The organism is Dehalococcoidia bacterium (assembly GCA_035310145.1).
Lineage (GTDB): Bacteria > Chloroflexota > Dehalococcoidia > CAUJGQ01 > CAUJGQ01 > CALFMN01.
Map to the genome: position 1 here is coordinate 22,538 of DATGEL010000128.1, position 16,392 is coordinate 38,929.

A 16,392-nucleotide genomic window follows, 5' to 3' on the forward strand; every position below is an offset into this window, starting at 1 on the left:
CGTCCGGCGCCGCGTCGCGCGGTCGCGCTGCCAGATTACGGCGTGAACCGACATAAATCTGCGAGCCGCGTGACCGTGCGGTGGTCCTGCCATCGCGTTACGATACGCCAGCATACCGGAATTTTGTTGCACTGCAACGATTTCTGAGAGGAGTTGCCCCACATGCCTCTGCACGCTGGCCTGAAGCTCCCTGCGCGGCTCCTGCAGGGCGTTACGGCCCTCGCGTTCTTGGCCGGAGCCGCCTTCTCGGCCGCCGTGCCCGCCGGCGCATCGCCGGCGGCCTCGCCGCTCTGTGTCAATCCCGGCGGCAGCGGCGGCTGCTCGGCCAGCATCAACGCCGCGATCGCCGCTGCCAGCCCCGGCGCCGTGATCACGATCCAGCCGGGCACGTACGCAGAGAACGTGGTCGTCAACAAGGCCGTAACGCTGCAGGGCAACGGCAGCCCGGTGGTCGTGCCCGCCGTGTCCAATCCGACCTGCGGCAATCCGAACGATCCCTCCTCGATCTGCGCCGGCGCGAGCATCGTGATCTTCGTGCAGGCCGACAACGTGACGATCGACGGCCTGACCGTGGACGGCGACAATCCGGCGCTGAGCGACGGCGTGAACGTCGGCGGCGCCAACGTCGACGCCCGCGACGGCATCGAGGCCGACCCGACGGTGACCTATCACAACCTCATCGTGCGCAATACGACGGTGCGGAACGTCTTCCTGCGCGGCATCCAGTTCCAGGTGCTCAACTTCCTCGTCGAGAACGACACGATCCGCAACGTGCAGGGCAACCCGAACTTCGCGGTCGGCGTGCTGGCCCGCTTCAGCTCGGGCACGATGCGCGGCAACACCGTCTCCGACAGCTCCGACGCGCTCAACTCCAATTGGTCGTTCGGCATCCAGTTCCTGAACAACACGATCACGCGCTCCGGCAGCGGCGTGCACACCGACAACGCCGGCGGCGGGGGACCCAGTGTCGCCGACCTGATCCAGGACAACACGGTCAAAGACTGCACGCCCGGCGGCTACGGCGTCTGGAGCTTCGTCTCCTACGTCGCGCCGGTCTTCGAGAACAACACGGTGGGCAACTGCGACATCGGCCTCGCCGCCTACGGCACGCAGCAGCCGGTGACGCCCGCCTTCTACGACAACACGGTGAACGGCAGCGGCGCCGCCAACACGGTCGGCGCCCTGCTGACCACGGACACGCTCGGCTTCGGCGATCTGCCGCTTTCCGCCTTCCTTGCCGGCAACACGATCGCGCGTGTCGGCACCGGCGTTCACCTGCAACTGACCGCGGGCAGCGGCCACCCGCTCACGGCGCTGCTCGACGGCAACCGTATCTCCGCCAGCGGCACGGGCATCGACGTAGAGGGCGGGGCGCTGACCCTGCTGGAAAGCTGCCTGCAGCGCAACACCACCGGCCTGCTGGTGCGCAACAACGGCACGGCCACGGTGCACACCAGCGTCTTCCAGAACAACACCAGCTTCGGTCTGAACAACACGACCGGCGCGGCCGTGGATGCCCGCCTGAACTGGTGGGGTTCGCCCGGGGGCCCGGCGCCGGCTGGCGCGGGCGATCGCATCAGCGCCAACGTGAGCGCGACGCCGTTTCTGACCAATCCGTCGGCGGCGCAGCCCTGCGGCGGCAACGGCTGAGGCGAGGCTGGGCGGCCCTCACCCTCACCCCCCAACCCCTCTCCCTCTCCCAATCCTGGGAGAGGGAGAGGGGCGATCCTGGGGAGGAAGTTCCGGGGTGGGATCGGGTTAGCAATCTCGTGCAGGAGCATGCTCCAATGGCTGTGGAGCAGCCATCTCCCATCAACTGCGCCTCCGCGCCCGCGGTCTCGCCCAATCGGCGGGCCGGATCGCATTTCATCGGCGGTTCGGTTGCAGGCAGGAGCGAGGCTTGTTCGATGCCTGATCGCGCGCCGCGTGATGGCAGTCCGGATCCGCTGCTGTCGCCAGCTTCACAGCGGCGCCGTGGGATGCACGATGCCGGCCGGCCGACGGAGCGCGGTAGCCTGATGTCACCGGGGTAACCGCAGATGCGCCACCCGGAATCTGACAACTACCCGGCGATCACGCCGGTGGAGGAATACCTTATGTGGTATCACGTACGCTACGGCGACACTCTTTCCAACATCGCCTACCGTGCCTACGGCAACGGCGCGGACTGGACCTACATCTACGCCGCCAACTATGGCCGCGTTTACAACCCGAACCTGATCTACGCCGGCCAGTGGCTCTACATCCCGGCGTAGGCTCGGCAGCCCAGACAACAACACGCGGGGCCGGAGGTGCTTCACCGCCTCCGGCCCCGCGTTTGCGCGCCCGCCCGCCGCGCTTGACAGCGGGCGGAGACCGCCCGGATACTGCCTTTGCAGGCAGACCAGCGTCGGGTGTTCTCTCTGCCGGGAACGTGAAGGAGCGGGCGATGCAGCCGATTGCGAGTGGCAGCGGCGCCGCGCGCGCAAAGCGCTCACGTTCCCGGATGGGCGGAGGGTAGCCGGCTCTTCCTGGCTCCAATCGTTCACCAGGCCGCGGACGTGATCGCCCGCGGCCTTTCTTCATGCGAAATGCGCAGCCAAAGCCAGCCTCAGTGAACCGGAGGATAAGTAACCGCAATGACCGTCGAATACCGTCCCGTGCGCGCCGATGAGTTCCGGCGCTTTCTCTACAACGACCAGATCGGCTTCGGCGGCTCGACCGCCGATGAGAACCTCGACTTCTGGCTGGAACACGCGCTGCTCAAGCCCGAGGAGACGCTCAGCGCCTTCGAGGACGGCGAGCCCGTGGCGCAGATGGGGACTTTTCCTCTCACGATGCGCTGGAACGGCCGCGAGATCGGGTGCGGCGGCGTCACCAGCGTCAGCACGCTGCCCTCGCACCGCCGCCGCGGCCACGTGCGCGAGCTGATGACGCGCTCGTTCGCCGTGATGCGCGAGCAAGACCAGCCGATCGCGATGCTCTGGGCCAGCATGGCGGCGATCTACCAGCGCTTCGGCTACGGCGTCTGCTTCACGCGCTGGCGCTACGACTTTGATCCGCGCACGTTGCGCTACGTGGACGAGATTTCTACGCCCGGGAACGTGCGCCTGCTGAAGAGTGAGGACGCCTCTCCGCTGCTCGATGCGCCGTATCGACGCTTCGCCGCGCCGCGCTCGCTGATGCTCACGCGCACGGAGGAGATCTGGCGCAAGGGCGTGCTGCAACCCTGGCGCAAAGACATGGCGCCCTTTCTGATCGCGGTCTACGAGGAGGCCGGCGAGATCCTGGGCTACACGATCTACATCGTCGAGCGCGGCGCGCAGGCCGGCGTCACCCGCTTCCTCAACCTCACCGTGCGCGAGCTGGTCTGGCAGACGCCGGCGGCGCACCGGGCGCTGGTCAACTACCTCGCCGGCTATGACCTGGCCGCCAGCGTGCGCATCTTGCAGTTGCCGAGCGACGATCCGCTCTTCTACATGACGCAGGAGCCGCGCGAGCTGCACACCGACGCGCTCGACGGCACGCTGGTGCGCATCGTGGACGTGCCCGCGGCGCTGGAAGGGCGCGGCTACGACGCCGACGGCTGCATCAGCTTCGCCGTCGCCGACGATCTGTGCCCGTGGAACGCCGGCAACTGGGAGCTGACGGTCGAGGGCGGCTGGGGCCGCGTGCGCCGGCTCGGTACGACCGATGAGGGGGCGCTCTGCCTTAACCAGCGGGCGCTGGCGATGCTCGTCTCCGGCTACACCGGCGCCACCCAGCTCGCCCGCCTGGGCCTCGTTGCTGCAAGCGACGCCACAGCCCTGCGCCGCGCCGACGACCTCTTCCGCACCGCCTGCAGCGCCCTCTGCCTCGACATGTTTTAGAAGTTCGGAAACAGGGAGCAGGCAACTGAAAGGACGCCTTACCCCCTCCTGCTCCCTGTTCCCTAAATGGGCGAGATGCCGTGGTACTTCGGCGGGCGGGTGTCGCTGCGGCGCGGAGCGGCGCGGCCGAGCGCGTCGATCAGGATCGGGCGCGTGTCGCGCGGGTCGATCACGTCGTCGATGCCGAAGCCGGCGGCGGCGCGCAGCGGGTCGATCTGCGCCTGGAAGCTCGCGATCAGCTCCTGCCGCCGCGCCGCCGGGTCCGGCGCTGCCTGGTAGTCGCGGCGGTAGGCCACGTCCACCGCGCCCTCGATCGACATCGCGCAGATCTCGGCCGTGGGCCAGGCCACGCAAAGGTCGGCGTCAAAGGCGCGGCCGCCGCTCATCGCCAGGTAGCCCAGGCCGTAGCCCTTGCGCAAGATCACGGTGCAGCGCGGCACCGTCGCCTGCCCCAGCTCGTAGAGCAGGCGGCCGCTGCGTCGAATCAGCCCCGTCTTCTCCGCGGCGCTGCCGATCATGAAGCCGGGCACGTCCACAAACTGAATCAGCGGCAGGCCGAAGGCGTCGCAGAGCGAGATGAAGTGGGCGCCCTTCTCGCAGGCGGCGGCGTCCAGCGTGCCCGCCAGGCGCCGCGGCTGGTTGGCGATGAAGCCCACCGGCCGCCCGTCGAGCCGCGCCAGCATCGTGACGAGGTTCTGCGCGAAGGCCGGCTTCAGCTCGAAGACGCTGTCGCGGTCGGCCACCAGCTCGATCGCGCGTCGCACGTCGTAGGCGCGGCGGCCGTTCTCCGGCACCAGGCTGAGCAGCGCCTCCTCGCGGCGGTCGGGCGGGTCATCGCAGGGCACGACCGGCAGCGGCGCACGGCAGTTGCTCGGAAAGTAGCCGAGGAAGCGGCGCACCGCGGCCATGCACTCCTCCTCGGAGTCCACGGCCAGATCCGCCATGCCGTGGCGGTCGGCCTGCACCTCGGCGCCGCCGAGCGCTTCCTTCGAGATCTCTTCGCCGATCGCAGCCTTCACCAGCGCCGGGCCGGCCACGCCCATCGTCGCCGTGCCGCGCACCATCACCACAAAATCGGCCAGCGCCGCGTAGTTCGACGGCCCGGCGAAGCCCATGCCGAGCATCGCCGCCACCATCGGCGCCCAGCCGGAGAGGCGCGCCTGGTTGTGGAAGAAGTCGCCGCTGCCGTGGGCGAAGTGGCGTGAGTCGAGCCCGTCTTGAATGCGGTGACCGCCGCCGTCCAGCAGCATCACCAGCGGATAGCCGTGCTGCAACGCAAGCCGCGCCTGGCGCTGCACTTTGAGGGCGCCGGTCTTGCCGTTGCTGCCGCCGAGCACGGTGAAGTCGAAGGCGAGCAGCCCAACCGGTCGCCCGTCGATCCGTCCTGTGCCGGTGACGACGCCGTCGGCCGGCGCGTCGAGATCCTCGCTGAAGGCGTTCTCGCGCGCCGGCTCGGCCAGGGCGCCGAACTCGCGGAAGGAGCCGGTGTCGAGCAGCATGGCCACGCGCTCGCGGGCCGTCTGCTTGCCCAGCGCGTGCTGGCGAGCGACGGCGTCCGCTCGCGCCGCGTCCTGCACAGCGCGGCGACGTGTTTCGATGCGGGCAAGCGGGTCAGTCACCTGGCCTCACCCCCTGGCCCCCTCTCCAGAAACTGGAGAGGGGAAAGGCATGAAGGGGATTGTCGGAAAAGGTTGGGATTCCCCACCGTTCTCTATTCCCTATTCTCTGTTCCCGATTCCCGGTTCCCTGCGGAAGACGGCTTCGATTACGGACAGACGGGCATCGGCGAGGCCGCGGGTCATGTTGGCGACGCGGGCGGGTGCTTCTGCGCCCAGCAGCAGGTGCAGGCCGAAGGGCGGCGGGGCGCCGGGCTGCGGCCGTGCCTGCAGGCGCTCGAAGAAGGCGAGCGACGCCGCCGTCACATCCTGCCAGACCGTCTCGCGGAAGCCGGCGGCGGTGACCAGCGATCGGATCTCGGCCGGCGGGCGCAGGAAGCTCAGCGCGGCGTCGTCGGCCCAGGGAAGCGGGTATCGCGGCTCGCCGGCGGCGCCGGCCATCACCTCGTGCAGCGCCAGTGTGCCGCCGCGCCGCAGCACGCGCCGGACCTCGGCATACAACCGCTCCTTGTCGGCGATGTTCATCGAGCTGTGCTGCGTCCAGGCGGCGTCGAAGCTGGCGTCGGCAAAGGGCATCGCCAGCGCCGAGCCGTGGCGGTGCTGCACACGCTCCGCCAGGCCGGTGCGGGCGGTCAGCAGCTCACCGGTGCGGACGTACTCGTCCGTCAGGTCGAGCACGGTGACGGTGCAGCCGAACTCCGCCGCCAGGGTGCGCGCTGGGCCGCCGATGCCGCCGCCCACGTCGAGCACGCGCATGCCGGCGTGCAGGCCGGCCAGCTTTGCCAGTTCCACGGTCGCCGGCTTGCCGCCGATATGGAACTGATCGACGGGCGCCAGGTCGTCGGGCGTGAGCGCCTCGGGATTCTTGCCGGCTGCACGGACGGCGTCCAGGATCGCTTCCGCCAGGTCGCCCCGGCCGTAATGGCGGTTGAGGGCTTCGTTGTTTTCCTGCTCGCTCATTGCACTCCCTGCACTCCCTGCACTCCCTGCTCGCGATCGGGCGGCTTCGCCCAACGGGCATGGGCAGGGCCTGGCGCGCAGCTTGCACAGTTGCGCCGCCGGCGCATCGACGTACTCATCCTGATGCGCGCCGCCCGCTGCCAGCGCAGGGTCGAGCGGGCTGGCATGACGGTAGCTGCGGCGTGTCATCTCGGCGTCGAGCGCCGCGTGCCGGGCGTAGAGCGCAGCCAGCTTGCCGCGCCAGCGGCGGGTTTCCGGGTGGTTGGCGTAGCCGCGCTTGCCCTGCGTGAGGATGTTCCACAGCCCGTGCAGCTCGCGGTGCTCGCCGGTCAGGTGCTTTTGGCAGAGCAGTGCCGGAGCCACGTCCCAGATGCGCATGGCATCAGCCTACAGGGCGAGCCGTCCGTGGCGCAGCACGCGGTCTCGGGGTCCTCCCGCGCCGCCGTGACCCGCAGCCCAACTGTGCGGCGCCGTGCCACGCCTCGGGGCGGGCGAGCCGATCGCGCCATGCTATGCTTTGCCCGCGGCGGGTGTGCATCCAACTGCCGGTTGGCGCCGTAACTTACAGACGGCTTCAAAATCGGCGCGGGTTCCCGCTTGCCGGTGCGCGATGGCACGTGAACGCCGGTTTTGAAACCATGTCTTCGGCGTGATGTGCAAAAGGGGACCAAGAACAGCCTATGGCGGCTGACCAGGCAATGGCGTTCGCCGATCTGCTGCGTCGCAAGCGCGTCGCGGCCGGCCTGACACAAGAGACGCTGGCCGAACGGGCCGGACTGAGCACGCGTGCGATCTCCGATCTCGAACGCGGCCTCCATCGCCATCCACACCGCGACACCGTGCAACTGCTTGCCGAGGCGCTGCTGCTGCCGGTGCACGAGCGTGCCGAGCTGGCAGATGCGGCGCGGCGCCGGCCCATGCCCGCCGCCATGCGCGAGGAGCTGCCAGTCGAGGCGTCTGCCAGGCCGGATGCCCGCCCGCCCCTGTCCCTGAATTTGCCGGCGCCGCCCACGGCGTTCGTGGGGCGCGACGCAGATCTGGCGGCAGTGGTGGCGCTGCTACGCGATCCAGGCGTGCGCGCCGTGACCCTCACCGGACCCGGGGGCGTGGGTAAGACGCGCCTCTCGCTCGCTGCCGGGGCGGCCGTGGCGGCCGACTACCCGGACGGTGTCGCGCTGGTCGAGCTTGCCGCCGTCAGCGATCCGTCCATGCTCGATGCCGCCATCGCCGCCGCGCTCGGCGTTGAAGAGAACGTGCAGGCGCCGTCCGGCCAGGCGCTGCGCGAATATGTGCGCGGCAAGGCGCTGCTCTTGCTGCTGGACAACTTCGAGCAACTGATCGCGGCGGCCCCGCGCGTGGCCGAGCTGCTGGCCGATTGCCCTGGCCTGAAGCTGCTGGTCACAAGCCGCGCGGCGCTGCGGCTGCGGGGGGAGCGCGAGTATATCGTGCCGCCGCTGGCCCTGCCTGCAGCCGGGCGCGCCGCCACACCGGAGATGCTCGTCCGGTACCCCGCCGTCGAGCTGTTCCTGCGGCGGGAGCAAGAGCTTCGCCAGGGCTTTGCGCTCACGCCGGAGAACGCGGCGGCGGTGGCTGAGATCTGCCGCCGGCTCGACGGTCTGCCGCTGGCAATCGAGCTGGCCGCGGCCCGCACCACCGTCCTGCCGCCGCCGGCGCTGCTTCGCCGCCTGGAGAGCGAGGGCGCACCGTCGTTGCGGCTCCTCACCTCCGGCCCGCGCGATCTGCCCCAGCGCCAGCAGACGCTGCGCGACACGATCGCCTGGAGCCACGGTCTGCTGGCGCCGCGCGTGCGCGTGCTCTTCCGCCGGCTCGCGGCCTTCGCCGGCGGGTGGACGTTGGAGGCGGCCGAGGCGGTTGCCGGCGATGCCGCCGCGGAGAGCGGCCGTGGCGTGGCGGCGGCCGCGCCGGAGGAGGCTCTAGGCCCGGCGTATGTGCTCGACGGGCTCTCCGAACTGGTCGATCAGTCGCTGGTGGTGGTCGACGAGCGCGAGGCCGACGTGCGCTACCGCATGCTGGAGACGATTCGCGAGTTCGCCAGCGAGCAGCTCGAGGCGGCCGGCGAGCAGGGCGAAGTGCAGGGGCGTCACCGCGACTGGTTCCTGGCGCTGGCGAAGGAGCCCATGCCGGAGTGGGAGGGCCACCTGCACGCGAACTGGCTCGCGCGGCTCGACCTGGAGCAGGATAACTTCCGCGCCGCGTTGCGCTTCTGCGAGCGCGAGGGGGCGGGCGAACCGCTCCTGCGCCTCGCCGCCGCGCTTGGCCCGTTCTGGCAGGCGCGCGGGCAGCTCAGTGAAGGCAGCGCCTGGCTGGAGCGCGCCCTGGCCGGAGCAGCCCCGGTGCACGACAGCCTGCGGGCCGCCGCGCTGTTGCAGGCCGGCAAGCTGGAGTACGTGCGCGGCGACTTCGAGCGCGGCGCCGCGCGGCTTGAGCAGGCGTTGGCCCTGTTCCGTGCCTTGCAGGAGCCGCGCGGCGTCGCGCAGACGCTGATGGCGCTGGGCGCGCTGCTCGATCTGCACGGCAAGCAGGAACAGGTGGTGGCGTTGCTCGAAGAGAGCCTGGCGCTCTTTCGCCAGCTTGGCGATCAGCCGGGCGTCGCCGAAACGCTGACCAACCTCGGCTTCGCGCACTTCTTCCGCGGCGGGCTGGATCGGGCCGAAGCGCTGTGTGATGAGGCCGTCGCCCTCTACCGCGCCTACGAAGACCGGCAGGGTATGATCGCGCCGCTGCTGACGCTGGCGCGCGTGGCGATGCTGCGCCGCGACTTCTCACGGGCGATGGGACTTTACGATGAGGCTGTGCACCTCAGCCGCGCCGTCAGCCCGCGCAAGAGTCTGCCCAACGTGCTGGTGGAGGCGGGCATGCTGCTGGCGCGGCTGGGCGAGCTGGACCGCGCCGCCGCCTATCAGCGCGAAAGCCTACAACTCAACCTGGAGCGCGGCGCACGCTACGGCATCTACAGCTCGCTGGGTGTGCTGGGCAGCACGCTCTACGCGCAAGGGAGGGCCGAGCGCGCCGCGCGTCTCGTCGCCGCCGCCGAGGCGCTGCGCGAGACGCTGGGCGCCTCGCGGCCGGAGGGCTACGGGCCGCTGCATGACCGCTTGCTGACCGGCCTGCGTACGCGCCTGGGTGAGGCCGCCTTTGACGACGCCTGGGCCGCCGGCCGTGCCATGCTGCTCGACGAGGCGGTGGCGGAGGCGTTGGATGAGGGGTAGCCGCGCGCCCGGCCCCGCCGCGCTCAGGCTCGGCGGGCATACGTGACGTGGAGCGGGCCGCAGCGCGAGCGGATGGTGCTGGCGGCAGCGGCGCGGTTTCTGCGCGAGCACACCAGCGGCGCGGCGCAACTCGCCTTGTTGCGCACGGCGCTGGAGAAGATCGGCGCTCACCTTGCCCGGCCGGAGCCACCACCCTTCTACCTGAGCTGCGTGCACGTGCCGCTGCTCGTCCATGCCGCGATCCGCGCTGAACCGCCGCCGCCGCTGTCGCTCGCCGTCGCTTGCGCCTTTGTGCATGCCGGTCTGGACCTGCTGGACGACGTGATGGACGGCGATCTGCCGCCCGGCTGGCGCGAGCGGCCGGCGCAGGCCGTGCTCGCCGGCGCCACGCTCACCGGGGCGCTGGCGCCGCTCGCGCTCTCCGCAATCGAGGCCACACCGCGCACGCTGCTGGCGTTGCTGCGGCTGCTGGCGGAGGCGGGCCTGCGCCTGAGTTCGGGGCAGCAGGCCGACGTCGCCGCCGCCGGGGCCGCCGAGGTTCCGAGCGGCGTGGAGGTGGCAGCGCTGGCGGCGCGAAAGACCGGCGCCGAAGTCGCGCTCTACGCGGCGCTGGCGGCGCGGTTGGCCGGGGTGCGATCCGCGTCCGTGGCGCGCTGGGCGGCCTTCGGCCGGGCGTTGGGCGCCGCCCGGCAGCTGCGCTCGGACTGCTTTGACCTCTTTGCCGCGGAGCAGGGGAAGGACCTGGCGGCCGGCACACGCACACTGCCGATCGCGCTGTATCATGAGCAATTGCCGGCCGAGCAACGGCCCGCGTTCATGGCGTTGCTGGCGACGGCCGAGCACGATACCGCCGCTCAGCGGACAGTCCGCGAGAAACTTGTCGCGGCAGGCATCTTGCAGTCGTGTGCGGTTGTCGTAGAAAGTTACTGCGTGCGGGCGCACGCGGCGCTCGTGGCGGCGGGCGCATCCGAGCCGGCCGCCGGCGAGCTGCGGGCGATGATCGACGATGGTTCGTTCTTCGCTGCGCCTCCGTCAGCAACGCAGGGAGCGTGAACGTGGGTCTGCAGACGATGGAGAACCTCGCCCGGCACTGGCGCCAGAATGCAGCCTTCCGCGCCGATGTGCGCCGCACCAGCCCGCACGAGGCCGCGGCGGCCCACGGCTTCCAGCTTGACGAGGAGGATCGTCAGACGCTGAGCAAGGTTGACTGGCGCCTGAGCGACGAGCAGATCCTGGCCAGGAATCACAAGCAAGTCACCGACTGGGGCTGAGACCGTTCGGCCCTCGCCCCGTCTAGCTCCCTTGCTCGCAGCCGTCGCGTGCTGGAAGCGGGAGCGGGGCGATCCGGGCCGCGAGCGTTGCCAGGTGCGTCGGGCCAACATCCGCCGGCAGGGGCGCACTTTCATGACCCTGGCCGCGCCGGGGGGAGTGCGCCCCTGCGGCCAAGCCCACGCCCTTCACCGTCCGCGCCCGCGACGCCGAGCACGCGAAACGCCCGGGCCGCCGCGTTAACTTCAGCAGAAGCCGCGCAGCCGTGTCTTCGGTACCGCGACGCGCTCCCGCGTAGCCGTTACACTACCGGCAGATCGAGCGGGACCGGTACGGAAACGCGATGACAACCGAGCAGCCGGAGGAGCGCAGCAGGCCGCGCGCGGGCCGCGAGTGGCCGCCGCCGGGCGGCTTTGTGCCGCGGGGTGTGCCCGCCGTGCCGCGTCGCTCGCGCCATCGCGAGCGTGACGAGCTGCCGATGGGCACCGTCACCTTTCTGTTCTCGGACATCGTCGGCTCGACACCCGAGACGCAGCGGCGTGGCGACCGCCGCGCCCGCGCCTTCTACCGCATCCACGACGGCGTCGTGCGCGCCCTTGCAGGCCAGCGCGAGGGGCACATCGTCCGCCAGGACGGAGACGGCTTTTTCATTACCTTCCGCAGCACGCGCCAGGCGCTGCGCTGCGCGATCGAGATGCAGCGCGGCCTGCAGAGCGCCTACGCCGAGCTGGATGAGCGGGCGCGCATACGCATCGGCCTGCACGTCGGCGAAACCGTGGAAGAGGGCGGCGATTACTACGGAACGGCCGTGAACCTGGCGGCGCGCGTGCGCGGCGAGGCGGGCGCCGATCAGATCGTCGTCACGGCGCTGGTGCGCAGCCTCGCCAGCGGCGAGCCGGAGTTCCAGTACCGTTTCCTGCGCGAGGCCGAGCTGCGCGGCATCAGCGGCCGTGTGCGCCTGTACGAGCTGTTGTGGCGCGAGGAAGAGATCGCGGCGGCACAGGCCGCCGAAGCCTCTGCCGACGCTGCTCCCGCGATGCCCGGCATCTCCACCGAGGCCGGCCTGCGCGACTACGCCGCGACCCTGGCCAACTGGTGCGCGGGGCCGGACCTCTCCGAGTGGCGGGGGCGCTACGTGCCGCTCACGGCGCGGCTCCTGCAGCCGCGCAGCCTGCTGCTGCCCGCCGCGCGCGCCGGTTCCAGCGACCTGCAGGAGTTGATCGCCGAGAATCATCGCCTCGTCGTGATCGGCGAGGGCGGCAGCGGCAAAACCACGGCGCTGCTGGAGGCGACGCGCCGCGCCGCGCAGGCGCTCTCCGAGACGCCGTCGGCGCCGATTCCCGTGTTCGCGCCCCTGCGCGCCTGGCGGCCGGAACAGGACCTCGTCGATCTCGTCGGCGAAAGCATGGCCGTGCACGGCTTGCGCCGCTCGCGCGATGCGGTGCTCGAGTTGCTGCAGAGCGGCCGGCTGCTGCTGCTGCTCGACGGCGTGAACGAGATCGCCGACACGATCCTCGATCGCGTGGCGCTGCTCGAGCTGGACAGCATCGCCCGCCGCTTTCCCGGTTGCGGACTGGTGATCTCAACGCGGCAGCACCGCGCCTCGACCCAGTTCACGGAGCTGCCGGTCGCCGCCTTGCAGCCGCTGCGGCCGCACCTCGTCTTGCAATATATCACGCAGTACGCCGGCAGCGCCGAACGCGCCGAGGCGATCTTCCGCAGCCTGGGCGGGCGCGACCGTGCGGCCTGGCTGGAGAGCGGCTCACTCGTCTCGCTGGCCCGCAGCCCGCTGATGCTCAACGTGATCATCAGCCAGGAGCTGACGGGCGGCGGCACCTTGCGGCCCGCCCGCGCCGCGGTGATCGAGGCGTATGTGCGCCAGGTCTTCCGCGTGGACGTGCAACGCGGCAGCCACCTCGCGCCGGAAGTGAAGGAGGCGCTGCTGGCCGCCGTCGCCTATGCCGCCACGCTGTCGGAACGTACCGGGCCGCTGGCGCGCGGCGACCTGGCGCAGATGGTGGTGGAGGCGCTGACCGAGCTGCGGGCCGAGGCGCTGGCGCCGGCCGATCTCGATGCGCCGCGCGTGCTGGCCGAGATCGATCGGCGTTTTCTGCCGCCGCTGCTGCCCGACGCCGAACAGGCCCTGCAGTACGACTGGGCGCACGCGCTCTTTCGCGATTTCTTCACCGCACTCGACCTGCGCCGCCGTTTCTTCCCGCCCGGCCGCACAGCCGATCGGGCGCCGCTGCAGGCGCTGCTCGCCGGCGATGGGTGGGATCGCTGGAGCGTCGCCTGCGTGTTGCTGGCGGAACTGCTGGACGACGCCGGCCTGCTGGGGCTCGTGGAGACCTGCCTGCGCGCCGATAACGAGCTGCTCGCCTGCCGCTGCTTCGGCCACAGCGGGCTGGCGCGGCGCCCGGCCGGCAGCCTCGCTCCGGGCAGCACTGTGCAACGCCTGGCCGAGATCCTGCGCCTGCGCAGCGAGACCGGGGTAGACGGCGCTGCGCTGCAAGACCCGTTCGCCGTGGTCTGCGAGGCGCTGCTCGAGCGCCAGCCCGCGCCCGACGCCGGCGCCGAGGACGAGCCGGAGCCGGTGGCGCCGCTGGCGGCCTGCGCCGGCACGGCGCTGCTCGCCGCCGTCGCCGACGTGGATACGGCGGGCGTGCTCGCGGCGCTCTCGCTGGGCCTTGCCGAGCCGGAACTGCGGGCGATCGCCTGGGCCTTCGGGCGCGACAGCCGCGATGTGCAGGCGACGCGCGCCCGCCTGCAGCGGATCTGCGCCATGCCGGCCGCGCCGGTTTCGCCCGAGCAGGGGCAATTGCAACAGGGGTTGCTGCTGGCGCTGGCCGGCTCGCCGGAGCTGTTGCTGCTCGCACTCTGCCGGCGGCAGGAGGCGATGATCAATGCCGATCTGCTGCCCGCGCACGACGCGCGGCGGCTGGCGCGGCACACGGCCGGCGTGCACGCGCCGCTGGCGCGCCGCCTCTTGCTCTTCCGCCTGGCCGGCCGGCTCGACGACCTGGTGCTCTCCGTGCTGGACCACGAGCAGTACCGCCAGGCGATGGCGCTCTCCGAAGAGCTGCGCCTGATGCGGCGCGAGCATCGCCTCGACTGGCTCAGTGACGTGCTGGACGAGCGCCTGCAGCGCCTGGGCATCGAAGCCGACGTGCAGACGGCGATGCCCAGCTTCAGCGGCATCGCCGCGGAGGTGCGGCGGCTGGGCGAGCTGCATCTGCCGCGCGCGGCGCTGCGCGGCCTCGGCCGCATCGCGATCAACGTGCCGGACGAGCAGCGCCTGGAGCGGGTGGAGGCCGTGCTGGACGAAGTCTGGCCCGGCATCACCGAGGCTGAGACCGAGGAGGTGCCGCTCACACCCGCCATCGCCCGGCCCGGCCGGCGCGAGCTGGTCGCCTATCCGCCGGAAGGCGGCTTCGTGCGCGTGCTGGTGCAGACGCAGCGCCCGGACGAGATCGACTACGCGCGCCGTGCCACGGAGGGCGGCCCCAACCGGCTGGCGCTGCACGCGCGGATGCGCCGCCTGCTCGCCGAGCTGGCCAGCGCCGGCGAAGACGAGCGCGTCTTCGTGCTGACGGCCAGTGGCGAGGTGGTGGCGCTGCCCGAAGGCGCGACGGCGCTGGATTTCGCTTACTATCTGCACACGCAGCTCGGGCATCGCGCCGCCAGCGCCAGCATCAACGGCCGTGAGGAGCCCCTCTCCTACTGCCTGCGCCACGGCGACCGCGTGACGATCACGCTCGATGCCGGCCGCACCCTGCCGCCGGCCGAGTGGCTGGAGCGGCCCGGCCTGCTGCGCACGGCACGGGCGCGCAAGGCCGTGCAGCAGGCGCTCGATGCGGCCTGGCGCGCCGATGCCGTGAGCGTCGGCCGCGAGATCGTGGCCGCCGAGCTGCGGGCCGCGGAGGCGCCGCCGCAGATTGCCCCGCGCCTGCTGAAGACGCTCGGCTTCCAGCGCGAGGAGCGGCTGTACGAGGCCGCCGGTTTCGGCGAGTTCGCGCGACGTGAGATCGCCTACACGATCGCGGTGCTGATGGATGCGGCAGCGTCGCGAACCCACGGCGGCGAAGACGATCCGTTCGCGGGCTGGGTGCCGGTGGCGCTCGCCTCGGACGATAGCCTGCGGCCGCGCTACGCCCGCTGCTGCCGTCCGCAGCCCGGCGATTCGCTGGTTGCCTGCCGTTCAGGCCAGACGGCGGTGGTGCATCACGCCGCCTGTCCGGAGGCGGCCGGCTGCACCGGCCGCGCGGCGCTGGCGGCGCACTGGCTGCTGGAAGCGGTGATGGATCGCCAGATCGTGCGGGTGCAGACGCGGCGCGGGCGTGAGATCGTGCCCGCGATTCGCCGTGCGGCGCAGGAGAGCGGCCTCTCGCTGCTCGATCTCTCCAGTGGGCGTGAGGTGGCCGGCGCGGTCACGATTACCCTGGAGCTGCCGCCGGCGGCGCCGGCCGCGGTCGAAGCGCTGCTTGCGGCGGTGCGCAGGCTGCCCGACGTGAGCGCGGTGGCCCTGCTGGAACGGGCGAAGAGCGCCGGACCGGTGTAGCGTCGCGGCCACCGCATGCTCAGGGTAGGGCGATATCCCAAACGTCGGTGTCGCCGCCGTCGATGCTGCCCAGCTCCATCGCCCAGTACCAGCTATACGGATCGCCCGGGCCGGCGCCCTGCACGCGCTTGATGCCCACCACGCTGAAGGCAGGGTTGAGCAGGTTGGCGTTGTGCTGCGGTGAGTTCTGCCACTGGCTCAGCGTGGCGCTGCCGTCCGCATAGCCCGCCGCCAGGTTCTCGCCGATGCTGGCGCCCAGCGAGAGGTAGTCGTAGCCGCAGTCGGAGAAGCGCTGTTCCCAGGAGCGGAAGCCGTCGTCGTGCTGCATGTAGGCGTGCATGGCGGTGTCCGCGGCCTTCCAGAGGGCGATGCGCTGCAGGGTCCAGGAGAGTTGCAGGGGTTGCAGGCCGTACTGGGCGCGGTAGGCGTTGGTGGCGTCGAGGATGTACTGCTCCTCAGCGTCGAGGGCGAGGCGGGTGGGATCGACACTGCAGTTGACGGAGTGGGCGGCGCCGGCGGGCGGTTCCAGCCCCTCGGCGCGGGCACGGATCGGCCTGGTTTGCGTTAGCTGGAGGCTCCCGGTGAGCAGGCCCGCGACGAAGGCGAGCGAGGCGGCGAAGGTGACGCTCCGGGTGGCGGTCCTGAGACAACGCAGAAGACACGCTCCATTCGCATCGCGGGGCCGGCGATGGCAGATCGGATCGTTGTGCGGTGCGGCCACCGGCGACGCTCAGCGGCGCGGCTCAGCGGCTCGCCAACGGCCCCTGGCCGGCGCCCGTTGCGGCTCACTCCTGTGCGGATTGTCAAACGACACCCGCTATGCGCGAATGCTGCGAATCGCCCGCCGGCCGTCGCCGCCCGCAAGGGTAGTACAGCAAGGCGTACGATGGCAGCGGCGATCTCGAAGCGTG

General features: G+C 71.2%; 10 protein-coding genes. 7 read left to right on the forward strand and 3 right to left on the reverse strand.

Translation table 11 applies throughout. From position 1 onward, the window contains the following. Positions 1-162 precede the first annotated feature (162 nt). From VKV26_23395 to VKV26_23405, 3 genes are all read left to right on the forward strand, one after another. Positions 163-1,650 (forward strand): NosD domain-containing protein, encoded by a 1,488-nt coding sequence (locus VKV26_23395; GenBank protein HLZ72860.1) that lies wholly within the window; start codon positions 163-165, stop codon positions 1,648-1,650. A gap of 389 nt (positions 1,651-2,039) precedes the next feature. Next, on the forward strand, positions 2,040-2,255 hold the full coding sequence (locus VKV26_23400; protein HLZ72861.1) for a LysM peptidoglycan-binding domain-containing protein: 216 nt from the start codon (positions 2,040-2,042) through the stop codon (positions 2,253-2,255). Between the two features lie 363 nt (positions 2,256-2,618). Next, positions 2,619-3,848, forward strand: a complete 1,230-nt coding sequence (locus VKV26_23405) for a GNAT family N-acetyltransferase (GenBank protein HLZ72862.1) — start codon at positions 2,619-2,621, stop codon at positions 3,846-3,848. A 62-nt stretch (positions 3,849-3,910) separates the two neighbouring features. Here the strand turns inward: VKV26_23405 and VKV26_23410 are convergent, their stop codons facing one another. After that, on the reverse strand, positions 3,911-5,467 hold the full coding sequence (locus VKV26_23410; protein HLZ72863.1) for an acyl-CoA carboxylase subunit beta: 1,557 nt from the start codon (positions 5,465-5,467) through the stop codon (positions 3,911-3,913). A 99-nt stretch (positions 5,468-5,566) separates the two neighbouring features. Then, positions 5,567-6,802 carry a pyrimidine dimer DNA glycosylase/endonuclease V gene (locus tag VKV26_23415; protein ID HLZ72864.1) on the reverse strand — a complete coding sequence of 412 codons (1,236 nt, stop codon included), beginning with the start codon at positions 6,800-6,802 and terminating at the stop codon, positions 5,567-5,569. 302 nt (positions 6,803-7,104) lie between these two features. On the opposite strand from VKV26_23415, the gene VKV26_23420 reads away from it, so the two are divergent. The 4 genes from VKV26_23420 to VKV26_23435 all read left to right on the forward strand — a co-directional run bounded on the left by VKV26_23420 (position 7,105) and on the right by VKV26_23435 (position 15,481). Beyond that, positions 7,105-9,654: a helix-turn-helix domain-containing protein gene (locus VKV26_23420; GenBank protein ID HLZ72865.1), complete on the forward strand. Its 2,550-nt coding sequence runs from the start codon at positions 7,105-7,107 to the stop codon at positions 9,652-9,654. Between the two features lie 42 nt (positions 9,655-9,696). Next, positions 9,697-10,707, forward strand: coding sequence for a polyprenyl synthetase family protein (locus VKV26_23425; protein ID HLZ72866.1), 1,011 nt, complete (start codon positions 9,697-9,699; stop codon positions 10,705-10,707). A 2-nt stretch (positions 10,708-10,709) separates the two neighbouring features. Beyond that, the gene (locus VKV26_23430; GenBank protein ID HLZ72867.1) at positions 10,710-10,925 is read left to right on the forward strand and encodes a hypothetical protein; all 216 of its coding nucleotides are present in this window, start codon (positions 10,710-10,712) and stop codon (positions 10,923-10,925) included. Between the two features lie 341 nt (positions 10,926-11,266). Further along, positions 11,267-15,481, forward strand: a complete 4,215-nt coding sequence (locus VKV26_23435) for a TGS domain-containing protein (protein HLZ72868.1) — start codon at positions 11,267-11,269, stop codon at positions 15,479-15,481. 19 nt (positions 15,482-15,500) lie between these two features. Here VKV26_23435 and VKV26_23440 read toward each other — a convergent pair whose 3' ends face one another. Then, positions 15,501-16,202 carry a CAP domain-containing protein gene (locus tag VKV26_23440; protein ID HLZ72869.1) on the reverse strand — a complete coding sequence of 234 codons (702 nt, stop codon included), beginning with the start codon at positions 16,200-16,202 and terminating at the stop codon, positions 15,501-15,503. Between the last annotated feature and the right edge of the window lie 190 nt (positions 16,203-16,392).